This window comes from Acinetobacter sp. 10FS3-1 (genome assembly GCF_013343215.1).
GTDB classification, from domain to species: Bacteria; Pseudomonadota; Gammaproteobacteria; order Pseudomonadales; family Moraxellaceae; genus Acinetobacter; species Acinetobacter lwoffii_C.
On the sequence record NZ_CP039143.1, the window covers coordinates 2,138,417 to 2,163,499 of the forward strand.

A 25,083-nucleotide genomic window follows, 5' to 3' on the forward strand; every position below is an offset into this window, starting at 1 on the left:
GATTTAGGAGAGGTAAAACTAATTAAAAAGTATTTATAAAAAAGGATTTGAACATGTCAAAACAGATTCCAATTTCGTTTGAATTTTTCCCGACCAAAACTGATGCAGGTGCGGAAAAGCTCAAAACTGTACACCAAGAGCTGCAACTTTTAAATCCAGAATTCTTCTCTGTGACTTATGGGGCTGGCGGTTCGACGCGTGAACGCACTTTATCGACCATCAATGATTTCAATGGCAAAGGTACACCGGTAGCACCTCACCTGTCTTGTATTGGAGATGACAAAGCGCGTATTGCCGAGTTACTAGATCTTTACAAGCTACAAGGCATTGACCGCATTGTAGCGCTACGTGGAGACTTGCCTTCCGGTCAGGTTGGCTTGGGAGAGCTGCCTTATGCACAGGATTTGGTTCGCTTTATTCGTGAACATTCAGGCGATCATTTCACTATTGAAGTCGCAGCTTATCCGGAAATGCATCCACAAGCTGAGAGTTTTGACCAGGATATTCAGCGTTTCTGTGAAAAAGCCAATGCGGGGGCCAATGCAGCGATTACCCAATTCTTCTTCAATCCGGATGCCTACTTCTACTTTGTTGAGCGTATTCAGAAAGAAGGTGTCAATATTCCGGTAGCGCCCGGGATTATGCCGATTACCAATGCCAGCAATCTGATTCGCTTTGCAGATGGTACAGGTGCCGAGATTCCACGCTGGATTCGCAAGCAGTTAGCCGCCTATGGAGATGATACTGCCAGTATCCGAGCCTTTGGTCATGAAGTCGTGGTGAAATTCTGTGAGCGCCTGATTGCTGGCGGAGCACCGAGTTTGCATTTCTATACCATGAATACCACCGACCCCACCCTTCAGCTTGTGAAAGACCTTGGTCTTGCATAATTCAATTTCCTAGTTGAGAGTAATACCTGAATGCCACGTTTTTTTATTGAAGCTGATTTAGCAGTTGATCAAACTCTTGAACTGACTGAACCAGTATTTCATCACTGGATCAAAGTATTACGTGCTCAAGTAGGAGAAAAAGCCACCTTGTTCAATGGGCAAGGTGGTGAATATGAGGTTGAGCTTGTAGATATTGCCAAAAAGTCGGCAATGGTGCAGGTCAATCACTTTAACCCGACCAATCGCACGCCTAAGTTTAAAGCTCTTCTGGGTCAGGTGATGAGCAAGGGGGAACGCATGGACTATGCGATTCAAAAAGCGGTAGAGCTGGGTGTCTCTCATATTCAGCTTCTGACCTCAGAACGCTGTGAAATGCGTCTAAAATATGAACGTGATCAGAAAAAATTAAATCATTGGCGTGGAGTAGTAATTGCAGCCTGCGAACAATGCGGTTTAAATCTTGTGCCTGAGATTTTAGCTCCCCTGTCTTTGCAAGACTGGTTAGCAAGCGAACTGCCAGCGACCAAACTGGTTCTTGCTCCTAATAAAGATGAAGTTGATGTACTTGCCCAGGCCACACCTGATCTTGCCCTGCTCATTGGCCCGGAAGGTGGTTTAAGTGAGGCGGAAATTCAGGCAGCAAATGAAAAAGGCTTTATAAACTGGTGTATTGGAGAGCGGATACTGCGTACCGAAACTGCGCCTGTGGTAGCGCTTTCGATTTTAAATTACCGCCTATAAATAGGGATATTATAAAATTTAGTTATTAATTTTATTGATTTTTATTTAAAAAAATTCTACTCTGAATTCAATAATAATTAGGCAATATATTAATTTAAAGTTGGGTTTTAGTAGATATAACAACAAGGGCAACCAGAAGTAGGGTACTTAGGACGCACAAAAGGCTTTTTTGACATGGTGGATAATCGAAATGATTATGTTCAAACGTATTTACATTACGCTCAAATTGCGAACACGCTTCGCCACAGTCGATATTTTTTACTCAGCATCCTGATTATTTGTCTTTATATTTTCAGCATTTACCAGATTTACTACCACCCTTCTCATGTATATTTTAACCAGTGGTTTATTTTTACAGAAATTACCGTCAGCCTCTGCTGGCTGACCAGTACGCTCTATTTTAAACCTGGACAGTATCAGCTTAAAGTTGCCCATCGCTGGCTGCAAGTTCAGAGCCTGTTTGTTGGCCTGTGTATTGCGCTGGGTATTTTTATTATTTATTACTATCTGCCAACCGCGGACCCAAATTTCAGTACAATTGAAGCGCTTACCCTGTCTACTTTACTGCTGATTGTCACTCAGACCTTTGGACTGACTTATCTGACCCAGAAAATCAGCTATTTCTTACTGACGTTTATCCCCTGTCTGATTCCCTTCTTTGCCTCCCAGTTTTTACACACTGCATCAGAGAACCCTTTCTTGGGTCTGGCTTTAAACTTTGTCATGATTGTGATCCTGCTCTGTGCCACAAGCAGCTACCGTATTCAACGACACACTTCCTGTCTGTCTGCGGAAAATCATTTACTGGTTGAGCAAGCCAAACAACAGGTAGACTGGACCGATGAGCTGTGTCAGCAATTACAAAAAGAAGTCAACAAATCCAAAGATATTGAACAGCAGCTCCAGCTCATCAATCAGCTACTTGAACAAAAAGTGCGTGAACGTACCTATGATATTGAGCAGATTAATCTTGACCTGAAAAATCAGCAGCAGAATCTGGAGCTGGCACACAATATTGCCGGACTGCGACCATGGGATTGGGATATTGCCAACCGGAAAATCACCCTGGTCAACCATAAGAATGAAAAAATCCTGAGAGGCTCCAAAGAGCATAATATTTATTTAAAGCAACTGATTCACCCGGATGATCTTAAATCTTTTAAATCTGCTATCAAGCAGCATCTACGCGGGCAGGTTGACCGTTATGATGTGACTTACCGGATTCAGCTATCACCAGGGGTTTGGAATTGGGTGCATGATGTTGGTCGTGTGATTAGCAGCGACCCAGTCAGCCATAAACCGCTGAGAATGGTCGGTATTCGTCGTGACATTCAGCAGGAACGCACATCTCAGGAACGTTTAAAACTGGTTGCCAGTGTGATGGAACAGGCCGCCGAAGGGATTTTTATTCTGGATCAGGAACTCAATTATATTGATGTCAATCCCCACTATGAATATCTGACCGGCTTTAATCGTAATCAATTAATTGGACAATCCCTTTTTGATATTATTGCCCCTTCTAAAATCGGGCAACGGCCCAGCATGCGGGCGACCATCATCAAAAAAGTTAAAGACACCGGCTCTTATGATGGGGAAATTCATGCAAAATTTCGATCAGGTAAAAAACTGACTTTGTGGCTCCATATTAATGCTACCACTGATGAAAAGGACCGTATTACCCATTATATCGGTATTGTCTCGGATCTGACCGAGCGCAAACTGCAGGAACAACGTCTGTCCTACCTTGAAAACTATGACGCTCTGACCGACTTGCCCAACCGTTTTTACTATAATTATCAGCTACATCAATATCTGGTTTCACAAAAAGATTCCATCCAGAAAATTGCCGTCATTCGACTCAATATTGATCGCTTCCGCCCGTTAAATGAATATCTATCCAATAATGGGGGGGATGAACTGTTACGCCAGGTGGCACAGCGTCTGCGCATCACCAATGCTGAAGCCCTGTTTGTTGCCCATCTGAATGGAGATGATTTTGCGATTCTATATGAAATATCGCATATTCGGCCCTCGGTGCAGGAGCATTGCCAGTGCATCGTTGAAGCCTTTAAAGTACCCTTTCATATTTATGGACAGGATTATGTGATTACCCTGTCGATGGGGATTGCATTTTATCCCGACCATGGCCGTCAGCTGGATTATCTGAATAACTGTGCCGAACAGGCTTTGAGTGAGGCCAAGGATCTGGGAGGCAATACCATTCGTTTCTATTCCAGCAAAAATACTGCACTCCTCGAGCAAGGGATTTTTATTGAACGCGATCTGCGCAAAGCACTGCATAATAATGAACTGGTGGTGTATTATCAGCCCAAAATTCACTTCCACAACCAGAAAATTTATGGCTTTGAGGCTTTGGTACGCTGGAACCATCCTGAAAAAGGCATTATTCCACCCGGTCTGTTTGTTCCACTGGCTGAACAGACCAGCTTGATTTCAGATATTGGCCGCCTAGTGATTCAGCAAACAGCACAGCAAATTAAAAAATGGAATGAACTGGGTTTTAATAATATTTGTGTCTCAGTCAATATCGTGGCACAGCAGTTACGTCGCGGTCAGCTCCTGAATGATCTGGATCATGCCATTGCAGAAAACCAGATTTCTGGCAGCAGCCTAGAACTTGAGATTACCGAATCGTCCCTGATTGAAAATTCTGAGGCAATTAAAGTGCTGCTAGATCAAATCAAGCAGCGCCAGATTAATATTTCTCTAGATGACTTCGGTACCGGCTATTCGTCTTTGTCCTATCTTGCCGACTTTCCTATTGACATCTTAAAAATTGATCGAAGTTTTGTCTCTAAAATTGGGGAAACCAAACAGGAAGCGCTGGTAAGCGCCATAGTTGCAATGGGCAAAGCAATGGGAATGATTGTGGTTGCTGAAGGTGTCGAAACTCGGGAACAATTTGACTATTTACTTGATTTAAATTGTGATATTGCCCAAGGCTATTTATTTTCCAAACCTTTGCCAGAGCAGGAAGCGACTGCCTATTTGGAGCAAAACCGCAACTTTGCTTCTTATACCCTGCACGTCTAAGTTCATAGCCCTGTTCAATAATTTTGTTTGAAAAACGGGCGGCTTTGACTGGGCTAAGCGCCTAACAAATGGTATATTCGAAGCCATAAATCTAATTTATTTACCCGGTTGCCGGGTAATCTTTACAACGATCGAGATACAGATGGACGAACAATCTTTAAAGCAACAGGCTCTTTACTATCACGAATTTCCTACTCCGGGAAAAATCAGCGTTACACCAAGCAAACAATTGGTCAACCAACGTGACTTAGCCCTTGCTTATTCGCCTGGCGTAGCGGCTCCATGTCTTGAGATTGAACGTGATCCTTCAACAGCTGCCCTCTATACCGCACGTGGCAACCTGGTGGCTGTCGTCACTAACGGTACTGCAGTACTGGGTCTGGGAAATATTGGCCCGCTTGCATCTAAGCCGGTGATGGAAGGTAAAGGCGTACTGTTCAAAAAATTTGCTGGCGTTGACGTATTCGATATTGAAATTGCAGAAAATGATCCGGATAAGATTGTTGATATCGTTGCTGCTCTGGAACCCACCTTTGGTGGCATCAACCTTGAAGATATCAAGGCTCCAGAATGTTTCTATATTGAACAGAAACTGCGTGAGCGCATGAATATTCCTGTATTCCATGATGACCAGCACGGGACCTCTATCATTGTAGGTTCTGCCCTGTTAAATGCGCTGAAGCTCAACGGTAAAAAAATTGATGAGATCAAGATTATTGCTTCAGGTGCGGGTGCTGCTGCGCTGTCTTGTCTGAATCTGCTGTGCGCACTGGGTGCCAAAAAAGAAAATATCATTGTGGCGGACTCACGTGGCCTGTTAACGTCTAAACGTGAAGGTCTGGACGAGTCTAAAAAAGCCTATGTACAAGATATTGAAGAGACTCAGATCGGTGAAGTGATTGCCGGTGCAGACATGTTCCTCGGTCTTTCTGCGGCAGGTATTCTGACCAAAGAAATGGTTAAAACCATGGCCAGAGATCCGATCATTTTTGCCTTGGCAAACCCGAATCCGGAAATTCTGCCTGAACATGCCCATGAAGTTCGTGATGACGTGATTATGGCAACTGGCCGTTCTGACTATCCGAACCAGGTGAATAACGCCCTGTGCTTCCCTTATATCTTCCGTGGTGCGCTTGATGTAGGTGCGACAACGATTAACGAAGAAATGAAAATTGCCTGTGTACATGCAATTGCACGCATGGCGCATATCGAAGCTGATGCCTCGACTTATGGTGAAAAATCGGCATCTTTCGGCCGTGACTACCTGATTCCGGGTCCACTGGATCAACGTCTGATTCTGGAAATTGCTCCGGCAGTTGCCCAGGCTGCTATGGATTCTGGCGTAGCAACTCGCCCAATCCAGGACTTCGCAGCTTATCGTCAGCGCCTGTCTGAGTTCGTCTATAATTCTGCCTTCATGATGAAGCCTATCTTTGAACAGGCAAAATCTGACCCGAAACGCATTGCCTATGCCGAAGGTGAAGATCTGCGCGTACTTCGTGCGGCACAAATTGCAGTCGATGAAGGTCTGGCCAAACCGATTCTGGTCGGCCGTCCGGCAGTGATTGAAGCCAATATCAAGAAGCTGGGCTTGCGTCTTGAAGACGGCGCGAACATCACGATTGTCGATCAGGAGAAAAACCCGGATTACCAGAAGTTTGCGGATGACTATTACACCATCATGCAACGCAAGGGCGTTACGCCTGAGTATGCTCAGCGTGAAGCACGTCGCCGTTCAACCCTGATTGCTGCAATGCTGGTCAAACATGGTCTTGCCGATGGCATGTTATGTGGTACTTACTCCAGCTATGACATCCACCTGGACTTTGTCAGCAACGTTATTGGCAAGAAAGACGGTCACAATACCTTCTTCACGCTGAATGCCTTGATGCTGGAAGATCGTAACCTGTTTATTGCAGATACCTATGTCAACACCAACCCGACCGCTGAACAACTGGCAGAAATGACTATTCTGGCTGCTGAAGAAGTTCGCCGTTTTGGTATGACTCCACGCATTGCCCTGCTTTCACATTCGAGCTTCGGTTCCCATCAGGATGATGTCAGCGCGCAAAAAATGCGTCGTGTATTTGAACTCCTGTCTGAAATTGCACCAGAACTTGAAGTTGAAGGTGAAATGCACGGTGATGCAGCCCTAGATGAAAATATCCGTCAGTTTGCTTTCCCGAACTCACGCTTCAAGGGTTCTGCCAACCTGCTGATCATGCCAAATCTGGATGCGGCTAATATTTCATTTAACCTGTTAAAAGCAACATCAGGGAATAATGTAACAATTGGTCCAATTCTACTAGGTGCAGCGAAACCGGTACATATTCTGACCCCAACCGCAACTACTCGCCGTTTAGTGAACATGACAGCATTAACTGTGGCTGAAATCCAGGAAGTTGAAAAAAACGCCCTATAAGAACTATACGCATTCGCGTCACTTCTTAACTTGAGAAAACCTCTATTCTGTAGCATGATGCTGTTAAGAATAGAGGTTTTTTCATGCAAGTTTATTTAGTAGGCGGTGCAGTGCGAGATCACTTACTCGGGCATCCCTATCACGAAAAAGATTATGTGGTGGTTGGTACCACGCCTGCACATATGCTGAGCTTAGGCTATCATCCTGTCGGGAAAGATTTTCCTGTTTTTTTACACCCAGAAACCAAAGAAGAATATGCGCTAGCCCGCACCGAACGCAAATCCGGTTCTGGTTATCATGGTTTTGAATTTCACACTGACATCAGTGTAACGCTGGAACAGGACCTGATCCGCCGCGACTTGACCATCAATGCTATGGCCATGGATGAGGCCGGCCAGATTTATGATCCGTATGGCGGTCAGCAAGATCTGGAAAATCGGGTTTTACGTCATGTGTCCGATGCCTTCATTGAAGATCCATTAAGAGTCCTGCGGATTGCCCGTTTTGCTGCACGCTATCATCGTCAGGGTTTTCAGATTGCTGATGAAACCCTGCTACTCATGCAACAATTGACTGAATCAGGTGAACTGGATGCGCTAACCCCGGAACGGGTCTGGAAAGAGACAGCACGTGCCCTGATGGAGCGTGATGCGGATGTTTATTTTGAAGTGTTACGCAGTTGTGGTGCTTTAAAAGTTCTGTTCCCGGAAATTGATGCGTTATATGGTATTCCGCAACGCCCTGAATATCATCCGGAAATTGATTGCGGTATTCATACCATGATGTCTTTACAACAAGCTTGCCGTCAGAATTATAGTCTGGATGTACGTTTTGCGGTTCTGGTGCATGATCTGGGTAAAGCGCTGACGCCTGTAGAAGAATTACCGCGACATATCATGCACGAAGAGCGCGGCATTAAACCGGTAACGGCATTATGTGAACGGCTCAAAGTACCGACTTATACCAAACAGCTGGCGTTGGCGGTATGTAAGGAGCATCTAAAATGCCATCAGGCTTTTAATCTGAAGCCCGGCACTTTATGGCGTTTATTGCAGCGGCTGGATGTATTACGTCGTCCTGAGCGTGTCGAAGCATTTATACAAGCCTGTGAATGTGATTCGCGTGGCCGCTTAGGTCTGGAAGACCGGCCTTATCCGCAGGCACAATATGTACTAGAAGCCATGCAGCTGGTACGAAATATTAAAGCTCAAGACCTACCCTCCGATATTCAGGGACCGGACATTGGGGAGATGCTGATTGAACGGCGTATTCAGGCACTGGGAGTATTAAAGGAACAATATCAACAGACTATTGATATTGATTAAAAAAGCACCCTTGGGTGCTTTTTATTGTTTAAGGCCTACACCTAAGCTTCTTGTCTCCAAGAAAGCTTAAACAAAATTTAAGCCTGGATCAGGAAATATCTGCTGGAAAAGCAATCACCTGCTCTAGCTTCATCTGCCGGGTTGCAACCATCAGCAGACGGTCCAGCCCCAAGGCAATGCCTGAACATTCCGGCATCTTGGGCAATGCTGCCAGCAGATATTCATCGATGGGCATCACATGCAAACCGAGTGCTGCTCGTTCGGCATTATCCGCTTCAAAACGAGAGCGCAAAACCTCGGCATCTATTAGCTCGTCATAAGCATTCGCCAGTTCCAGCCCTTCAATATACAGCTCGAAACGTGCAGCAACCAGTTCACCGTCTTCATCAAGTGTGGTTTTAGCCAGTGAGGCCAACTCAGGCGGGAAATCTGTCAGAAATACAACAGTATCAAAACCCAGGCTTGGCTCTACCATATGTGAAAATAACAGATCAATATAGCCCAGACGGTCATTGCCCAAGTCCAGATTCAGTCCTACCCTGCGGCAGCAATCCTGCAATTGTGGCACAGTCGCCTGGAGGGGATTTAAATCCAGACGATCCATAAAGGCATGTTTATAACTCAGGACCGTTGGCCGTACTTCACCAAAGCGTGCTTTGAGGACGCCATTTAGCAGCTCAGTCACTTCAAACATTAACTCTTTCAGACTGAAACCCGGACGGTACCACTCCAGCATACTAAACTCGCTGTTGTGTTTATGGCCATGTTCATCATCACGGAAAACTTTACAAATCTGGTAAATCGGCCCGCTTCCACTGGCCAATAAACGCTTCATGGCAAATTCTGGGGAGGTTTGCAAATAATGAGTACTCAGCTTGCCCATGACATGGCGCTGTGCCTGAATAGATGCTAAATGTACATCGGTCACACCTGCCTGTGACAAGACAGGGGTTTCAACTTCCAGCACTTTACGTTCAGCAAAAAACTGGCGGATTTGAGTATACATTCTGGCGCGCGCTTGAATACTTTGCAGATCACAAGTCGGTTGATAGGACACGGACTGGCTCATGCTTGTGGCCCTCCATGTGCTGCCCATTCCCGGCGTAGCGGATAGGTTTTACGTAAATGGTCAAATGCCTGCTGGTCAACCTTGCCGTCTTTTAGACAGGCACGCAGACTGGCATCATCACGGGCAATGTCGTAGATTTGAGACAGATGCTGTTGTAGCGACATTTTCAAATTCTGGTTTTGGAAAAATGGCTCACAGACAGGCAACTGGGTTTCAAACTGTTTATGCCTGTCAAAGCCAAACGTCTGGCAAAATGCGTCATAAATTATTTGTGTACCACGTGCCTTGCCTTCCAGACTATAACCGGCAATATGGGGCGTCACCAAAGTCAGCAGATCAAGCAGCTGTTCAGAAATTTCCGGTTCGTGTTCAAAGACATCCAGCACCACTTTTCTTCCAGTCTTCTGAATATCCTGAATCAGGGCCTGCTCTTCAATCACCGGACCACGTGCGGAATTAATCAGGAAGGTCTCAGGCTGCATGTGCGCCAAGCTAACCGCGTTAATCAGATGATAGGTCGGGTACTGGCCAGTTTTGGTAAGCGGCACATGTAGCGAGACTGCATGCGCTTGCTTAAGTAGTTCCGTCCATTCCACTTGCTGAACCTGTTCCTGCTGTACATAGGGATCATAGGCAATTACCTTCCAGTCCAGCAGTTTTGCCAGAGTGGCCAGACGCGAACCGACATTGCCAAGGCCGACAATACCCAAAGTAAATTGCTGACCAGCATTGAGTAGGTCTGGCTGCACATGCAATAAAGCCGTAATCACATATTCAGCCACAGCCTGCGCATTACAACCCGGTGCATTGGCCCAGCTGATCTGCTTATTTTCCAGCGCTGCAATATCCAGATGATCGGTGCCAATCGTGGCACTACCCACAAATTTAAGCCGACTGCCCTGTAACAGGGTTGCATTCACCTGGGTCACGGAACGAACCAGTAAAGCATCCGCATCTTTAACATCCTGTGCAGACAGGCTGCGTCCTGCGCGATGTTGAATGTCACCAAATTCGGCAAAGAAATAGTCGGTAAATGCCAGATTTTCATCTGCAACAATTTTCATAATCTGTTCCAATGACTGCATCTGCGTATCATACCGCGTCCACTGGCATGTGACTATTTTCCCTTAGAATCAATCCTTAGCAAAAATACCAATATAAAGAAGCCGAAGTAGAGATTCACTCCGGCAAAGGCATGTCATGAAAGCAATATCAAGGCGCTGCTTTCAGGCCACCGTCTCATCGGCAAGAGAGTGAATCGAGCCATCAATAATGCCTTTGGCCTGCAATGCAGCCAATTGTTCCGGAGTTTTGAAGCGGGATAAGATAAAGCCGGTATGTTGGCCCAGTTGTGGCGGCGCATGCCGATATTCTACCGGGGTTTCAGACAGCTTGATCGGCGAAGCAATCACTTGGAAGCGATCATTCAATGGATGTGGCACATCGACCACCATGCCGCGATGCTGGACTTGTGGTTCAGCCAATGCCTCTTCAATCGAGTTAATCACCCCGACCGGTACTTTGACAGCATGGATCGCATCAACCCAGTCTTTGGCATTTTTTCTGAGAAAATATTCAGATAATAATGCAATCAATTCATCCCGATGTTTTACCCGATCCTGATTACGCTGGAACCTGCTGTCTTGTAGTAGCTCCGGCAAATCAATGGCCATACATAAATCTTTAAATTGCTTGTCATTACCACAGGCAATAATAAATTCCTTATCTTTTGCTTTAAAAGTCTGATAAGGCACAATATTTGGGTGATGATTTCCCATCCGCACCGGCGAAACACCCGAGCTTAAATAGTTCATGCCCTGATTGGCAAGTGCTGCGACCTGCACATCGAGGAGCGACATATCAATATACTGGCCGCGTCCGCTCTGTTGACATGACCATAGGGCGGCCTGTATGGCAATGGTTGCATATAAGCCGGTCTGGATATCAACTACTGCCACGCCGACCTTCTGTGCGCCTCCACCTGGTCTATCATCACTTTCACCGGTAATACTCATCAGGCCCGACATGCCCTGAATGATGAAATCATAGCCGGGTTCTTCGGCACGTGGCCCATCCTGACCAAACCCAGTAATCGAACAATACACCAGCTTCGGATTTAGTGCGCTTAAGCTGGCATAGTCCAGGCCATATTTTGCCAGTGAACCTGCCTTATAGTTTTCAATCACCACATCTGCCGTTTTGGCAATTTCCCGGATCAGTTCCTGACCTTCGGCACTCGCAATATCGACTGCAACCGAATATTTATTGCGGTTGGCACACTGAAAATATCCGGACTCACGTGTGGCATTGCCCTCCTGGTCCGACATCCAGGGCGGTCCCCACATCCGGGTATCATCCCCGACATGCGGCCTTTCAATCTTGATGACTTCAGCGCCCAGATCAGCCAGAATCTGTCCGCACCAAGGTCCTGCCAGCACGCGACTCAAGTCTAAAACACGAATTCCCTGTAAAGCTCCCATATCTTTCTTCCTTTTTAAGGGGGATGGACCTTACTGCTCCATCCTGATCATTTTTATTTCAGGTTTTATTTCACAGCAGCTGGTCGGTCCGACACTACCGTCTTCTTAGCTTTAGCTTCTTCATCTGCTGGAACCACCAGATTGGCTTGCGGGTCATATTGACGCTCACGAATAAAGAGTCCAGGAATTACACCAGCAATAAAGTAGGCGGCACCCATCACAATAAAGGCCAGGGTAAATGAACCGCCCGCAGCAATAATTCCAATCGTTGCAGGAGCAATAGCTGCGCCCAAGCGTCCCATATTGTAGGCACCGCCAATCGCAGTTCCCCGCACATCAGTAGAAAAGGTTTCCGCCATATACGTTGCATTCACGCCATATGGAATGCCATATAAGAAGCCAAATGTGACCAGTAAGTAGGCAATATTGGTCGGGCTGTTATAGAAAATGATAATCGGTAAAAAGGCAGCTGTACTGACCGTACCAAATACAAAAGTGATCCGGCGGCCAAATTTATCTGCCAGATAACCCGCTAAAATCTTGCCCAGGATCATGGCCGTATATGCACCTACCATATAACCGGTCAATGCCTTGAAGTTCATGTTGAGTTCGGTTTCAAGATAGGTAGGCATCCAGTTATTTACGCCATAATAGCCAAACTGTAAAAATGCCGCAGTGGTCATCCACAGCAAAAACATTTTACGGTGCTGCTGGTGGCCAAAAATACGCTTATAAATACTTTCCGCTGGCTGTTGGGCAACAGGTAGCGTCGGCTCAGCTTCAGCTTTTATATGACGATTTTGCAATTGCTTGATTTTTTCTTCCTGCCAAGATGCCGGTTCTGGCACAAAGCGCATAAAAATCAAGGCAAAGGCCGCAGGAATAATAGTTACATAAAACAGCATGCGCCAGCCATAATCAGGGATGATGGCTCCGGCCATTAAAGTGGCGACAATATAGCCAATCGTCTGTCCAGTTTGTAGCGTTCCTAAGACTGTGGTCCGGTATTTGGTCGGTACATATTCAGCCATTAACGTATTACAGGCCATGTAGAGTGAACCGAGTCCAAAAGCACCAATAAAACGTAAAATCATGAACTGCTCATAACTTTGGGTAAATCCCAAAATACAGGTCATGATCGAGAAAAACACCACAGACCAGGCAATGGTTTTTACCCGCCCGAACTTGTCACAGGCCCATCCACCCGTAATGCCGCCCAGCGCCATCCCTGCCAAAGAAGCACTTCCTAGCATGCCAGCCTGAAAAGAAGTCAGGCCAAACTCTGCTTTCAAACTGGTCAGACTGAACGACAACAGCATGATATCCACGCCGTCAATCACCAGTGAAATAAAAGCAAAAATAAAGGCCAGTTTCCAGGTATGTGCTGTAATACGATGCAGAGTGCCTACATTCGAGGGCAACTTCAGCGCTGCGACCGCAGACGTATGATTAATCTCATTCTTCATTCCATTTACCTCATTTTCCCAAATGAGCCATCGACAGTCCCAGTCCTCCACCTTTGCTTGCCTGTTCTTTATTATTTTTATTCCGATATTTTTTAGACACAGGCTTGCATAAGCATCGATTGACAAGAATGTTTTACGATGAATCCTTTATTGACGTTTTGATTAATTTTTTAAGATAAGTATCCTGCAGGATGCTCAGGTATGAACATCCTCAGATCAATAAGAAAAGTTTGATTTAATTAATTGCAGAATGCGGCAATGCCTGTTTGAGCCCGGCCCAAAATCAAGGCATGTACATCATGTGTGCCTTCATAGGTATTCACCACTTCAAGGTTCACCAGATGACGGGCAACGCCAAACTCATCAGAAATACCGTTCCCGCCCAGCATGTCACGTGCAAGACGCGCAATCTCCAGCGCTTTACCACAGTTATTACGCTTGATCAGTGAAGTCCCTTCCACTGAAGCAATGCCTTCATCTTTCATTCGGCCAAAACGTAAAGCCACTTGCAGGCCCAAAGCAATTTCAGTTTGCATGTCCGCCAGCTTCTTCTGGATCAACTGATTGGCAGCCAGTGGACGGCCAAACTGTTTACGGTCCATGGTGTACTGATGGGCGGTATGCCAGCAAAATTCAGCTGCGCCCATTGCACCCCAGGCAATACCATAGCGTGCACTGTTCAGGCAGGTAAATGGACCACGTAAGCCGCGAATTTCCGGAAACGCATTTTCTTCTGGCACAAAGACATTATCCATCACGATTTCACCGGTAATCGAAGCACGCAGACCGACTTTGCCGTGAATTTCTGGTGCAGACAGCCCTTCCCAGCCTTTTTCTAGAATAAAGCCGCGAATATCACCGACATTACCCTCTGCTGAGACTTCTTTGGCCCAGACCACAAATACATCGGCAATCGGACTGTTGGTAATCCACATTTTCGCACCTGTCAGACGGTAACCACCCTCGACTTTCTTGGCACGCGTGATCATGCTACCTGGATCAGAACCATGATCCGGCTCGGTCAGACCAAAACAGCCAATGTATTCACCCGAAGCCAGTTTCGGTAAATATTTCTGTTTCTGCTCTTCAGAACCAAACTCGTTGATCGGCACCATCACCAGAGAGCTTTGTACGCTGGCCATGGAACGGTAACCTGAATCGACCCGCTCCACTTCACGGGCAATCAGGCCATAGCTGACATAATTTAAACCCGCACCGCCATATTGCTCAGGAATGGTGGGACCCAACAGACCAAGCTCGCCCATCTCACGAAAAATAGCCAGATCGGTTTTTTCATGACGGAACTGCTCGAGCACACGCGGCATCAGCTTGTCTTGACAATAAGCCTGTGAGCTGTCCCGAATCATGCGTTCTTCTTCAGTCAACTGCTGTTCCAGTAAAAATGGATCTTGCCAGTTGAAGTATGATTTGCTTGCTTTTTTAGTATCGACCATTTGATTCATAATGTCCTCTGCCAATCCTTCGTTGATATTATCTTGTTTTATCCTTAAGACTGACTTTATGCATGAATCGCCACTGCTTCAACCAATTAATTTGCATGCAGTTATGCGTTTTACGCATAACTTGTCTAGATACTTCTTCTTAAAAAGAAATTTAACCCGGTAATGACTATTTTTCACCCTAAAGCCCTATACTTGGACAACATGAACATACCGTTTATTAATATCTGATTATTTTTTTACCATGCGTCAAGGATGACCAGATGCGCCGAAAAATCCCCTCCCTGCAAGCCCTTATCTGTTTTGAGTCTGCTGCACGCCACGCCAGCTATACCTATGCAGCACAGGAGCTGTTTCTGACACAAAGCGCTGTTTCTCGCCAGCTCCAGCAGCTAGAGGACTATCTGGGGACAGCACTATTTACCCGAACACGGCATGGCGTAGAGTTAACCAATGCCGGACAGCAATACCTTAAAAGTATCGGCCCGCATCTAAAAGGGCTGGAACAGGCTACTGTAGATGTCATTACCCATCAAGGCCGTGGCGGCACCTTAAAACTGGGCGTGGTTCCGACCTTTGCCACCCGCTGGCTCTTACCAAAACTTCAGGGCTTTCATCAGCTTTATCCTGAAATTACGGTGCATCTGGAAACCAGTACCCGGCCTTTTTTGTTTCAGGAACATATTTTTGATGCGGCAATCTATGCAGGTACACCGCAGCAGCTGGAACAATGGCCTGGAACCTATAGTCATTTTTTAATGCATGAAGATGTGGTCGCGGTTTGCGCACCCAGCCTGATCCGGCAGTATTTTCCGGATGCCAGCATGATCAACTCTTATAGTTTTGATCTGAGTGCGGAGCAGCTGATTCGACTACCTTTACTCCAACAGACCACCCGGCCCAATATCTGGGAAGACTGGTTTAAACTGCATCAGATTCAACATGCCAATCCTTTTCAAGGCCAGCGTCATGAGCTGTTTTCCATGCTGGCAGTCGCGGCAACACATGCTATGGGCATGGCCTTAATTCCGCAAATGCTGATTGAAAAAGAATTAAATAAACAGGAATTGGTATTGGTGTCGACAAAGACACTCGCAAAGCAACGGGCTTATTATCTGGTGCATTCCGGTCAGGAAAGTTCCCCCCTGATTGAAAAGTTTGCCAGCTGGTTACAGCAGGAAATCCAAAACCCCACTTCTATTGCGAATATCTGAATATTCACTATTTAGCCATAAAAAAACCCCAATCATTGACTGGGGTTTTGAATCTGGCGGAAGCGGTGAGATTCGAACTCACGGAGGACTCACACCCTCGTCGGTTTTCAAGACCGGTGCATTAAACCACTCTGCCACGCTTCCATGGCCGCCATCATATAAATAAATTGCCGAATTAGCAATAAAATTTAGCAAAACTTGTGTAAAAACCGGTTTATTCAGCTAAAAATCAGCCGGAAAGAATAAGTTGAATAAAGATAAAAACTCAGTAGGACGAAACAATAAATAAAGTCAGCAGCAACGAATCAATTGGCGCTTTGAGATGCCGTATTTCTCTTCGTCTATATCCCTTCATTCCTGCGACAGAAATTTAAGCAGCTATAAAAAAACCCAGCCTGTAGACTGGGTTTTTGAATTTGGCGGAAGCGGTGAGATTCGAACTCACGGAGGACTCACACCCTCGTCGGTTTTCAAGACCGGTGCATTAAACCGCTCTGCCACGCTTCCATGGCCGTCATCATATAAATAAAAATCGCCCTTGGCAAATATTTTTATAATTTCCCTGCATCAACTGAACAAAATAAAATCAATTCTATTAATTTGCTGAATTTTCTGGCTTTTCATAATCAATCGAGTTGATATACCAAAGCTTCTTACCTGACGGTGTAATAACCTCGATTTCGTCATCCACCTGCTTGCCCAACAAGGCACGTGCCATAGGAGACTCAATCGAAATATGCTGTGGATGATGATCATAAATTTCATCGACCCCGACGATCCGCAAATTCTTTTGTTCACCCTGTTCATTTTCAATTTCAACCCAGGCTCCAAAATAGACTTTTCCTTCCTGTTCAGGTGAAAAATCAATAATTTTTAGCTCTTCTAAACGCTTACCCAGATAACGCACTCGACGGTCAATCTTGCGTAACAACTGCTTGTTGTACTGGTAATCGGCGTTCTCTGAACGGTCGCCCAGACTGGCCGCCCAGTTTACCTTTTTGGTAATTTCCGGACGTTCTTCATGCCACAGATTCTTAAGTTCTGCCACTAATTTATCGTGTCCGCCACGGGTGATCAGGTTTGATTTCATTGCGCTTAACTAAGTTAATTTGCTCATTATTGACAACTCATCAGCTTATTTTATTCACCATTTTAGGGCAAGCTTAATTTTAAAAAAAATTCCCTAATAAATTTAACCACTTAAATTACATTTCAAAAATAAATCACCTACAAAATTTGACAATCATTTTTTACATCATTACTATGCACCCATCTTTTGAAATTGATCACTTTTTACTCTATGTAGTTTTTCTACACAATCCCTTGTAATTCTCTTGTCATTCTGAATGACGTCATGACTGCCCAACCCTTATTGAATTTATCAAACTTTTAAAAGTTTCAGGCTGTGTTACCTGTAATTTTTAGGGCATAAATTACTAGTAGCGGAGACAACATGCACAGTAGTTCAACCACTGGGTCTACGAGGCTTTGCCTAAGATCTTTTATTTCTTCTCTCCCCGTTAAAGCACTTGTATTAAGCACTGTATTTATTCCTTTTCACAGCCTGAATGCAAGCAACACTGCCTTGCAGTATGACCAGGTAGTCAACAGTCAGCAGCTGACCGTTGTGGCGGTCAAAAATCCGAGTACCGTCTTTCAGGATGGTGAACATCTGCATGGGTTTGGTTATGACCTGGTGCGTAGCTATGCCAACAACCTGAATGTCAAGCTGGACTTTAAAATTGTTCCTGACAATGCCACTGCCCTGTTATGGGTGGCTAAAGGAAAAGCCAATCTGGCGATGACCACATCAGATATACAGGCTATTGAAAAGCAACGCTTAACTGGGTTCTCTGCGACCTGTGGAGATCAGTATAGCCTGTCCAGCAACGGCCTGAATACCAATCTGAATCTGGTCTTTAAGTCAGCGAATGATCCACTCAGCCAAACAGCAAGCGCTTTTGTCTGTCGCGGCAAACAAAGTGGTGTCATTAAACAGCTGGCTTCTTTTTATAACCGCAATGTGGTACAGCAAGAGTCCTGGAATACCATTCAGCGTGATTTAAGCAATCGCCTGCCCATCTACCAGGCCAGCTTTAAGCAGACAGCCAAACAATATGACCTGGACTGGCATTTACTGGCAGCCATTGGTTATCAGGAATCCTATCTTAAACCGAACTCAGTTTCACCAACGGGTGTACGCGGCCTGATGATGCTGACCAATAGTACAGCCAAAGCAATGGGCGTCAGCAACCGCACCGATCCACTGCAAAGCATCCAGGGTGGTGCCAAGTACTATGACCAGATGCTGGATCGCTACGAGCATATTCCTTATCCAGACCGGAACTGGTTTGCGCTGGTGGCTTATAATATGGGTCCAGGTGCCGTCAATCAGCTGCAAAAGCGGATTCAGGCCCAAGGCAAGAATCCAAATAACTGGGTGAACTTATATGCCTATCTGGATCAGAACAAAGCCAATAATGGCCGTTACCGTCAGGCAGTACAATATGTGACGCGTATCCGTGCTTATTTAGAGCATATCAAGACCACGCCACAGCTGGTAAATATCTAAATATCCCGTATTTAAAACTGGCAGACATAAAAAAAGCTTACCTTCGGGTAAGCTTTTTTGGTTTATACGAGCGTTCAGCGAGAATTATGCTGTCGTATTTTCAAGCACTTTTTTGAACAGGTCTTTTTGCGCCTGACTTGGTTTTGCAGTTTGCAGCGCCATTAATTGCGACATATCGCCCTGTACTTTAATTTTACCTGTCATGAAGGCTTGCATTGCGGCAGCCATATCAAATTCCAGGAAGACTTTACGTAAGGTCTCTGCATCCATATTTAAGGTTGTTTTCGCATTTGAAGACAGACCTTTTTTGATCACGCCACCATCTAAAGATAATTCAGTATTACCTGTTGTATCCGCAACCACCAAATTAATTGCAAGGTTTGCCAAAGCGGGTGGCAAATCCAGATTACCCGCTTGTGCAGTCAATGTATCTACAGTTGAAAACCAATCATCAGATAAAAAAACAGGCATGATCTTTCCTCAATTTATTTGTTCATTTGTGTCGACTATCCAGACGACATCAGGGTGAGCATTTATGCTAGTACCTTGTTATAACATGATCATTGTGGCAATGGCTAACAAATTTTGTACGCACCGTTCAATTTTTGTAGTTCTGGTTTTAAGTTATTTTTCAGCAACTCGAGTGTTGACTCTTCCCCGAGAGGCAACGACACATATTTTTGAGCTGATCTAAAATATAAGGCAGGAAATTGCATCATTTTCAAGCAATGACATCTAATGCTAGAGCAGCAAAATATACTTTTTCCCTTGCGCTTTCAATAAAGCAAGGTTGGTCATTTCTTATATAGTTAGAAGACCCTCATAATTTATAGCGTCATTCTTTTATAAGGGGTCAACAACGCAGACATCAGCCCGAAAGCTGATGCCTGCTTTTTAGTCTTAGTCTAAGGCAAAGCCAAGATTGACCATATTGATACGGCGGTTCTCACCTTCAACAGCCTCTTCAGTCGAACAGCTGCCTTTAAAATCAAATTCGCGTTGGCTGTCCAGCACTTCAAAATCAAATAGCTCGCGATCTGCCAGCTGAGATGGCGATACGTTTTGCAGGGCACCAAAAATGCTGTGCAAACGTTTAGGATGCGCTTTATCCCAGTCACGCAGCATGTCATTAATAATGGCACGTTGCAGATTGTCCTGCGAACCACACAGGTTGCATGGAATAATCGGGAACTGGCGCATTTCTGCATATTTGATAATGTCTTTTTCTTCCACATAAGCCAGCGGACGAATCAGGATGTTCTTTTTGTCAGAAGACAACAGCTTCGGCGGCATGGCTTTCAGGCTGCCACCATGGAACAGGTTCAGGAAGAAAGTCGCCAGAATATCATCACGATGATGGCCCAGCGCCACTTTGGTGGCCCCGATTTCCTGAGCAAAGCCATACAGTGAACCACGGCGTAAGCGTGAACAGACTGCACAATAGGTCTTGCCTTCAGGTGTCAGCTTTTTAGTGATGCTATAGGTATCTTTTTCCAGGATGTAATACGGAATGTTATTTTCTTCTAAATAACGTGGCAGAACATCTTCAGGAAAACCTGGCTGTTTCTGGTCCAAATTTACCGCCACCACATCAAAGTTGATCGGTGCAATGCGCTTGAACTGAAGCAGGATATCTAACAAGGTATAACTGTCTTTACCACCAGAAATACACACCATGACCTTATCGCCGTCTTCAATCATCTTGAAGTCGCGAATGGCATGTCCGACCTGGCGGCGAAGCTTCTTCAACAAACGGTAGTAAGCAGAGCTGGTTGGCGGTTCAGGTTTGAAATTAAATCCTTGCTCGGGTTCAACTGGCGAGTACATAGACGAGACTAACCCATAAATAAAAATACCGCGCAATTTTAGCCGATTCGGGTGCATATCGCATCAAAAGAATTTAATTTCCTGCAAATGTCATGCTAGCTTCATGTTGATGCTTTATTTAAATAGCTAGGCCGAAACTTTTGCGTTCATTTTTCCAGCAAAGTGCTTATCTTTTACACTTTTCCACAGTTGTCCACAAAAGCTGTGGATAACTTTGTGGATTGAAAATGACTTGACAACTTGTCCGCCTCCAAATTTAAGGCTTCCCCTTAAATTGATCACTTATTGATCAATTTATTTTTTCATAAAAAACAATGTCTTACCCCTGTCAAGCCTAGGCTTTTAAATTAAATAAAAATTTTTTTTGATGAATAAACTCTCAAACAGATCTTGCATTTACAAACTCGTTTAGAAATAAAGCACAGAATACTGTTCATTCCGTAATTTTTTGTTAAACTCACCCCTGAACTTTACTCGCTTATTATCTGTCAAATATAAACAATGAAAATAAAGCTATCTTGGTTGGGGTGTCATCTGATTAGTGCAGTAGTCTGCCTGCAGAGCAGTCAACTTGCCTCTGCCGGTGAAACGATCTATCAATTGCGTGACAGCAATGGCAGTACCTTATTGACCAATAAAAAGAGCCGTTATAATCATTTACAGGTCGAAAAGAAGACCTACTATCCAGACAGTAATATTCACAGTTATAGCAACTGGGGCAACAGCGAAGCTGCTGTTTTACCAAGCTATAGTAAAAATAAAGATGCTTTTGATGCCATTATCCGTCAGGCAGCACAGACCCATGGTATTTCCGAAGGTCTGATTAAAGCGGTGATGCATACCGAATCCGGTTTTAATGTGCATGCACGTTCTCCGGTTGGAGCACAAGGCCTGATGCAACTGATGCCAGCTACGGCACGCCGCTTTAATGTCAGCAATGCGTATGATCCGCACCAGAATATTATGGCAGGTGCCAAATACCTGGCTTGGCTGATGAAACGTTTTAATGGCAATACCACGCTGGCATTGGCCGGCTATAATGCCGGTGAAGGCAATGTCGCCAAATATAAGGGCGTCCCTCCCTTCCGTGAAACTCAGGACTATGTTCGCCGGGTAACGAGCCGTTATCAGAATTTATATAGTAATGGTGTCCATGTTTCACAGGCCAGTTATTCCGCTTCTGCCGATCAGGGCCGGGTGATTGCCAGTTCAGCCCACTATACTACGCCTGCGACCAATACAGCCCCAATGCAGGCTGCTGCTCAATATCAACGTCAGGTGATTGTGAATGCCGATGGCAGCTATACCGATGCTCCGATAGGCTCTTATGCCACCGCAAATGCTTCAGCAGCAGCAAAAATCTATTTGAGTGATTAATAATAAAGATTTTTTTGCTCGAAAATGGCCTGTAATTCAGGCTAAACTCCTGCTAACTTTTTGTAGCTGATTGCGAATTTTTTCTTGAATTTTTAATAATTCCACCTCATATTGAGTTCAATGATTTTATTTGCTAATCAGATTATTTTTCTATAATAAGAGGATTTCTCAATGATGCGGATTGGTTTGTTCTTGCTAACCAACCTCGCGGTACTGGTTGTAGCTGGCATTATTCTGTCACTCTTCGGTGTCGGTAGTTACCATGGCGCGGGTGGCTTGAATCTAGGCAACCTGTTAGTCATCTGTTTTGTGTTTGGTATGGTAGGTTCCCTAATTTCCCTGTTCATGTCTAAATGGATGGCGAAAAAGACCACAGGTACTGAACTGATTGACCCGAATGCGCCACGTAATCAGGCAGAAGCATGGTTACTTCAAGAAGTTGCGCAACTGTCTCAACGTGCTGGTATTAAAATGCCAGAAGTCGGAATTTTCCCGTCTTATCAGTCGAATGCCTTTGCAACTGGCTGGAACAAGAATGATGCGCTGGTATCAGTATCGACAGGCTTGCTGGAACGCATGAACAAAGACGAACTACGTGCAGTGCTGGCGCATGAAATCGGTCACGTTGCCAATGGCGATATGGTCACACTTGCGCTCATCCAGGGTGTAGTGAACGCGTTCGTGATGTTCTTTGCTCGTGTGGCAGGTGATTTCATCGACCGTACTTTCTTTGGCCGTGAAGAAGGCGAAGCTCCAGGGATTGGTTATTTTGTCATTACCATCGTTCTGGATATTGTCTTTGGTATTCTGGCTTCTGCCATCGTGTTGTGGTTCTCGCGCTATCGCGAATACCGCGCTGATGAAGCGGGTGCACGTCTTGCAGGCAAGCAGGCCATGATTTCAGCCTTATTACGTTTACAGGCCGAATCAGAAATGCCGGATGCGATGCCAAAAGAGATGAAGGCCTTTGCCATTGCTGAAGGTCAGTCTCAGGGTTTCAGTCTTGCAGCTCTCTTCCAGACGCACCCGACAATTGAACAGCGTGTCGCGGCCCTACAACAGCTTGATTGTCCTTAATCAACCGGTTGTTCCTGATTTAAAAAAAGTCTGCATCTGCAGGCTTTTTTCTGGCGTTTTAAAGTGCGTTGATTCATATCTTAAAGCTTTGGAGTTTAGCTGCTCATCCATTGATACAATACAAAACTCCCCCATCCAATGAGACCAGTCAGCAAAATCAAGAATAAAGCCCCCAGCAGATCAGGAATATGAATCCACACCCAGGCCACCACAGGATTGCGCCAGAACCTGGACTGCTGCTGTTTACGCTCCAGACTTTCATGTAAAAAAGGATGCACCACATGATCGTCGCTAAGGATCTGATATTCCTGCCTGATATGATCATGCACAACATCTAATGCCTTACGGCTAGGGCGTATGAAAATATCAAAGATGGTGCCCACTACTGGAATAAAGCCGACCACGGCATCCAGTACAGCCAGTTTCATGACCGGATTTAACTTGCTGCGCGGTACACCAACCTGCCTGGCTTTATAGATGGCATAACAGGTCAAGACAAATCCGGCTAGATCGCCCGCGACTGGAATTGTACTCAAGGCAGCATCTGCTCCTACGCCCTGTTTGGTAAATGGAATCCTGACCAGGGAATCCATCAGATTGGCGAATTTGGCCAGATCCCGTTCCAGACGGATGACTTCCTGTTGGGTCAAGACTTTCTTGCTGTCAGAATCAGACATGTTTAGGTCCAAATTTTCTATTTATTTCGTGAGCATACCGTATGCTAAAGCCTAGGATATATAAATCTGTCAATCAGAGCAGCAGTTTTGACGCTACAAATAGATAGATTACCACACCAGTTGCATCACAAATTGAGGTGACCAAGGGAGCCGAAGCACTGGCCGGATCCATATTAAAGCGATTTAGAATAAACGGCAGGCTCATCCCAATCAGGCAGCCCATCACCACAATTCCCACCATACTGATGGCCAGAACAATAGCGACCATCATATCTCCTCGAATATAGCCCAGAATCGAAACTGCAAAAGCCATGGTTATTCCCAGGCATAAAGCGACCAGAATTTCCCGGCTGAGCAGACTGAACCAGTCCTTAAATTCCACATCATCCGTGGCAAGCGCACGTACCATCAAGGTGGCCGACTGAGAACCGGCATTCCCGCCGCTCCCGACCAGCAGCGGCAGAAAAAATACCAAGACGATATTGGCCGCAATAATCTCTTCAAAATGTGCAATCCCAATTCCTGAGAGCAGGCTACCAAAAATCAGCACGACCAGCCAGAATACACGCTTCTGATACAAGGTCAGAATCGGTGCGGTTTTCAGGCTGAGTTCATCCAGAGGCTCAACTGCACCCGACTTTAAGATATCCTCGGTAGTTTCAGCTTCTACAATATCCAGTGCATCATCATAAGTGATAATTCCCAGAATCCGTTTATGCTCATCCACTACCGGCAAAGCCATAAAATCATAATAGGCCAAAGCACGCGCCACACTTTCCTGATCATCTTCGAAATGGGCATATAGAACATCGCGGTGCATGACTTCTGCAATCGTCTTTTGTGGATCGGACTGAATAATCTCCCGCAAAGAAATAACCCCGATTAACTGCTCCTGCTCATCTACGATATAAACCAGATAGATGGTTTCCTGAGGAGTGGCCACCATTCTTAAGGTCTGAATGGCCTCATCCATGCGTAAATCCTGATGCAGCTTGACAAAACTGGAGCTCATCAGCGCCCCCGCAGTGCCTTCTGGATAAAGCGCCAAATTCTTCAAGGTCTGCCGGGTGTCTTCAGACAGTTGCGGCATCAACTGTTGCTGATACTCCGAGCTTAAACGCTTATACACATCGACAAAGTCATCCGGATTCATGGTGTTCAGAATAGGAATGATGATGGCTGCTGGCAGTTGCTCGGCCAGGCTGACCTGTTGATTGAGTGGCATAAACTCAAATGCTCCGCGCGGCTCATCCAGCTCTTGCAGAATCTGCACCTGCTCGTCTAATTTCAATCCTTTCAGAATACGCGCCTGATCTGCAACATTTAACAGATTTAACAGGCCCATCGCTTCCTGATAATGCTCAGAGCGAAGCTGTTGCTGCACATGATGTATTTTTTCGGCGATTTGTGGCATGGAATTCTCTTTTTTAAT

The 25,083-nt window shown here is 45.3% G+C and carries 19 protein-coding genes and 2 tRNA genes; 9 read left to right on the forward strand and 12 right to left on the reverse strand.

Translation table 11 applies throughout. The features are described 5' to 3' along the window. Positions 1–53: 53 nt before the first annotated feature. The 5 genes from metF (at position 54) to E5Y90_RS10080 (ending at position 8,432) form a co-directional block, all read left to right on the forward strand. Positions 54–890: a methylenetetrahydrofolate reductase [NAD(P)H] gene (gene metF, locus E5Y90_RS10060; RefSeq protein ID WP_174660144.1), complete on the forward strand. Its 837-nt coding sequence runs from the start codon at positions 54–56 to the stop codon at positions 888–890. A gap of 30 nt (positions 891–920) precedes the next feature. Continuing rightward, positions 921–1,631 (forward strand): 16S rRNA (uracil(1498)-N(3))-methyltransferase, encoded by a 711-nt coding sequence (locus E5Y90_RS10065; RefSeq protein WP_151204886.1) that lies wholly within the window; start codon positions 921–923, stop codon positions 1,629–1,631. A gap of 174 nt (positions 1,632–1,805) precedes the next feature. Continuing rightward, positions 1,806–4,685, forward strand: a complete 2,880-nt coding sequence (locus E5Y90_RS10070; RefSeq protein ID WP_151204885.1) for an EAL domain-containing protein — start codon at positions 1,806–1,808, stop codon at positions 4,683–4,685. Positions 4,686–4,827: 142 nt separating this feature from the next. Then, entirely contained in the window at positions 4,828–7,107 is a 2,280-nt protein-coding gene (locus E5Y90_RS10075; protein ID WP_151204884.1) for an NADP-dependent malic enzyme, read from the forward strand. A gap of 83 nt (positions 7,108–7,190) precedes the next feature. Beyond that, a complete protein-coding gene (locus E5Y90_RS10080) occupies positions 7,191–8,432 on the forward strand; it encodes a multifunctional CCA addition/repair protein (RefSeq protein WP_151204883.1) in 1,242 nt (413 codons plus the stop codon). Positions 8,433–8,520: 88 nt separating this feature from the next. Here the strand turns inward: E5Y90_RS10080 and epmA are convergent, their stop codons facing one another. From epmA to E5Y90_RS10105, 5 genes are all read right to left on the reverse strand, one after another. After that, positions 8,521–9,501, reverse strand: coding sequence for an EF-P lysine aminoacylase EpmA (gene epmA / locus E5Y90_RS10085; RefSeq protein ID WP_151204882.1), 981 nt, complete (start codon positions 9,499–9,501; stop codon positions 8,521–8,523). Further along, positions 9,498–10,565, reverse strand: coding sequence for a 4-phosphoerythronate dehydrogenase (locus E5Y90_RS10090; RefSeq protein WP_174660145.1), 1,068 nt, complete (start codon positions 10,563–10,565; stop codon positions 9,498–9,500). Before E5Y90_RS10090 ends, epmA begins: the two co-directional genes overlap by 4 nt. 162 nt (positions 10,566–10,727) lie before the next feature. Further along, a complete protein-coding gene (locus E5Y90_RS10095) occupies positions 10,728–11,981 on the reverse strand; it encodes a CaiB/BaiF CoA transferase family protein (RefSeq protein ID WP_174660146.1) in 1,254 nt (417 codons plus the stop codon). A gap of 65 nt (positions 11,982–12,046) precedes the next feature. Then, positions 12,047–13,447 (reverse strand): MFS transporter, encoded by a 1,401-nt coding sequence (locus E5Y90_RS10100; RefSeq protein ID WP_174660147.1) that lies wholly within the window; start codon positions 13,445–13,447, stop codon positions 12,047–12,049. A 239-nt stretch (positions 13,448–13,686) separates the two neighbouring features. Continuing rightward, positions 13,687–14,910 (reverse strand): acyl-CoA dehydrogenase, encoded by a 1,224-nt coding sequence (locus tag E5Y90_RS10105; RefSeq protein WP_174660148.1) that lies wholly within the window; start codon positions 14,908–14,910, stop codon positions 13,687–13,689. A gap of 260 nt (positions 14,911–15,170) precedes the next feature. Between E5Y90_RS10105 and E5Y90_RS10110 the strand changes: the two genes are divergently transcribed. Next, positions 15,171–16,121: a LysR substrate-binding domain-containing protein gene (locus E5Y90_RS10110; protein ID WP_174660149.1), complete on the forward strand. Its 951-nt coding sequence runs from the start codon at positions 15,171–15,173 to the stop codon at positions 16,119–16,121. Between the two features lie 54 nt (positions 16,122–16,175). Here the strand turns inward: E5Y90_RS10110 and E5Y90_RS10115 are convergent. The 3 genes from E5Y90_RS10115 to greB form a co-directional block, all read right to left on the reverse strand. Beyond that, positions 16,176–16,265: transfer RNA gene (locus tag E5Y90_RS10115), tRNA-Ser, on the reverse strand. A gap of 273 nt (positions 16,266–16,538) precedes the next feature. Continuing rightward, positions 16,539–16,628 (reverse strand) — tRNA-Ser (locus E5Y90_RS10120). Positions 16,629–16,716: 88 nt separating this feature from the next. Continuing rightward, positions 16,717–17,211 (reverse strand): transcription elongation factor GreB, encoded by a 495-nt coding sequence (gene greB, locus E5Y90_RS10125; protein WP_151203933.1) that lies wholly within the window; start codon positions 17,209–17,211, stop codon positions 16,717–16,719. A gap of 363 nt (positions 17,212–17,574) precedes the next feature. Between greB and E5Y90_RS10130 the strand changes: the two genes are divergently transcribed. Next, the gene (locus E5Y90_RS10130) at positions 17,575–18,693 is read left to right on the forward strand and encodes a transglycosylase SLT domain-containing protein (protein ID WP_174660150.1); all 1,119 of its coding nucleotides are present in this window, start codon (positions 17,575–17,577) and stop codon (positions 18,691–18,693) included. Positions 18,694–18,777: 84 nt separating this feature from the next. Here E5Y90_RS10130 and E5Y90_RS10135 read toward each other — a convergent pair whose 3' ends face one another. Together E5Y90_RS10135 and ttcA are read right to left on the reverse strand one after the other, a co-directional pair. Next, positions 18,778–19,164 carry an SCP2 sterol-binding domain-containing protein gene (locus tag E5Y90_RS10135; protein ID WP_151203931.1) on the reverse strand — a complete coding sequence of 129 codons (387 nt, stop codon included), beginning with the start codon at positions 19,162–19,164 and terminating at the stop codon, positions 18,778–18,780. A 429-nt stretch (positions 19,165–19,593) separates the two neighbouring features. Then, positions 19,594–20,520 (reverse strand): tRNA 2-thiocytidine(32) synthetase TtcA, encoded by a 927-nt coding sequence (gene ttcA, locus E5Y90_RS10140; protein ID WP_151203930.1) that lies wholly within the window; start codon positions 20,518–20,520, stop codon positions 19,594–19,596. A gap of 501 nt (positions 20,521–21,021) precedes the next feature. Between ttcA and E5Y90_RS10145 the strand changes: the two genes are divergently transcribed. After that, positions 21,022–21,897: a lytic transglycosylase domain-containing protein gene (locus E5Y90_RS10145; RefSeq protein ID WP_151203929.1), complete on the forward strand. Its 876-nt coding sequence runs from the start codon at positions 21,022–21,024 to the stop codon at positions 21,895–21,897. Positions 21,898–22,068: 171 nt separating this feature from the next. Then, the gene (htpX, locus tag E5Y90_RS10150; protein ID WP_151203928.1) at positions 22,069–22,974 is read left to right on the forward strand and encodes a protease HtpX; all 906 of its coding nucleotides are present in this window, start codon (positions 22,069–22,071) and stop codon (positions 22,972–22,974) included. Between the two features lie 95 nt (positions 22,975–23,069). Here the strand turns inward: htpX and E5Y90_RS10155 are convergent, their stop codons facing one another. Together E5Y90_RS10155 and mgtE are read right to left on the reverse strand one after the other, a co-directional pair. Beyond that, entirely contained in the window at positions 23,070–23,651 is a 582-nt protein-coding gene (locus E5Y90_RS10155) for a DUF4112 domain-containing protein (RefSeq protein WP_151203927.1), read from the reverse strand. 73 nt (positions 23,652–23,724) lie between these two features. Beyond that, positions 23,725–25,065, reverse strand: coding sequence for a magnesium transporter (gene mgtE, locus E5Y90_RS10160; RefSeq protein WP_151203926.1), 1,341 nt, complete (start codon positions 25,063–25,065; stop codon positions 23,725–23,727). Between the last annotated feature and the right edge of the window lie 18 nt (positions 25,066–25,083).

Excerpts from the sequence above, each read along its gene's own strand:
- metF (WP_174660144.1), top strand. The coding sequence starts at position 54 with ATGTCAAAACAGATTCCAATTTCGTTTGAATTTTTCCCGACCAAAACT.
- E5Y90_RS10065 (WP_151204886.1), top strand. The coding sequence starts at position 921 with ATGCCACGTTTTTTTATTGAAGCTGATTTAGCAGTTGATCAAACTCTT.
- E5Y90_RS10070 (WP_151204885.1), top strand. The coding sequence starts at position 1,806 with ATGGTGGATAATCGAAATGATTATGTTCAAACGTATTTACATTACGCT.
- E5Y90_RS10075 (WP_151204884.1), top strand. The coding sequence starts at position 4,828 with ATGGACGAACAATCTTTAAAGCAACAGGCTCTTTACTATCACGAATTT.
- E5Y90_RS10080 (WP_151204883.1), top strand. The coding sequence starts at position 7,191 with ATGCAAGTTTATTTAGTAGGCGGTGCAGTGCGAGATCACTTACTCGGG.
- epmA (WP_151204882.1), bottom strand. The coding sequence starts at position 9,501 with ATGAGCCAGTCCGTGTCCTATCAACCGACTTGTGATCTGCAAAGTATT.
- E5Y90_RS10090 (WP_174660145.1), bottom strand. The coding sequence starts at position 10,565 with ATGAAAATTGTTGCAGATGAAAATCTGGCATTTACCGACTATTTCTTT.
- E5Y90_RS10095 (WP_174660146.1), bottom strand. The coding sequence starts at position 11,981 with ATGGGAGCTTTACAGGGAATTCGTGTTTTAGACTTGAGTCGCGTGCTG.
- E5Y90_RS10100 (WP_174660147.1), bottom strand. The coding sequence starts at position 13,447 with ATGAAGAATGAGATTAATCATACGTCTGCGGTCGCAGCGCTGAAGTTG.
- E5Y90_RS10105 (WP_174660148.1), bottom strand. The coding sequence starts at position 14,910 with ATGAATCAAATGGTCGATACTAAAAAAGCAAGCAAATCATACTTCAAC.
- E5Y90_RS10110 (WP_174660149.1), top strand. The coding sequence starts at position 15,171 with ATGCGCCGAAAAATCCCCTCCCTGCAAGCCCTTATCTGTTTTGAGTCT.
- greB (WP_151203933.1), bottom strand. The coding sequence starts at position 17,211 with ATGAAATCAAACCTGATCACCCGTGGCGGACACGATAAATTAGTGGCA.
- E5Y90_RS10130 (WP_174660150.1), top strand. The coding sequence starts at position 17,575 with ATGCACAGTAGTTCAACCACTGGGTCTACGAGGCTTTGCCTAAGATCT.
- E5Y90_RS10135 (WP_151203931.1), bottom strand. The coding sequence starts at position 19,164 with ATGCCTGTTTTTTTATCTGATGATTGGTTTTCAACTGTAGATACATTG.
- ttcA (WP_151203930.1), bottom strand. The coding sequence starts at position 20,520 with ATGTACTCGCCAGTTGAACCCGAGCAAGGATTTAATTTCAAACCTGAA.
- E5Y90_RS10145 (WP_151203929.1), top strand. The coding sequence starts at position 21,022 with ATGAAAATAAAGCTATCTTGGTTGGGGTGTCATCTGATTAGTGCAGTA.
- htpX (WP_151203928.1), top strand. The coding sequence starts at position 22,069 with ATGATGCGGATTGGTTTGTTCTTGCTAACCAACCTCGCGGTACTGGTT.
- E5Y90_RS10155 (WP_151203927.1), bottom strand. The coding sequence starts at position 23,651 with ATGTCTGATTCTGACAGCAAGAAAGTCTTGACCCAACAGGAAGTCATC.
- mgtE (WP_151203926.1), bottom strand. The coding sequence starts at position 25,065 with ATGCCACAAATCGCCGAAAAAATACATCATGTGCAGCAACAGCTTCGC.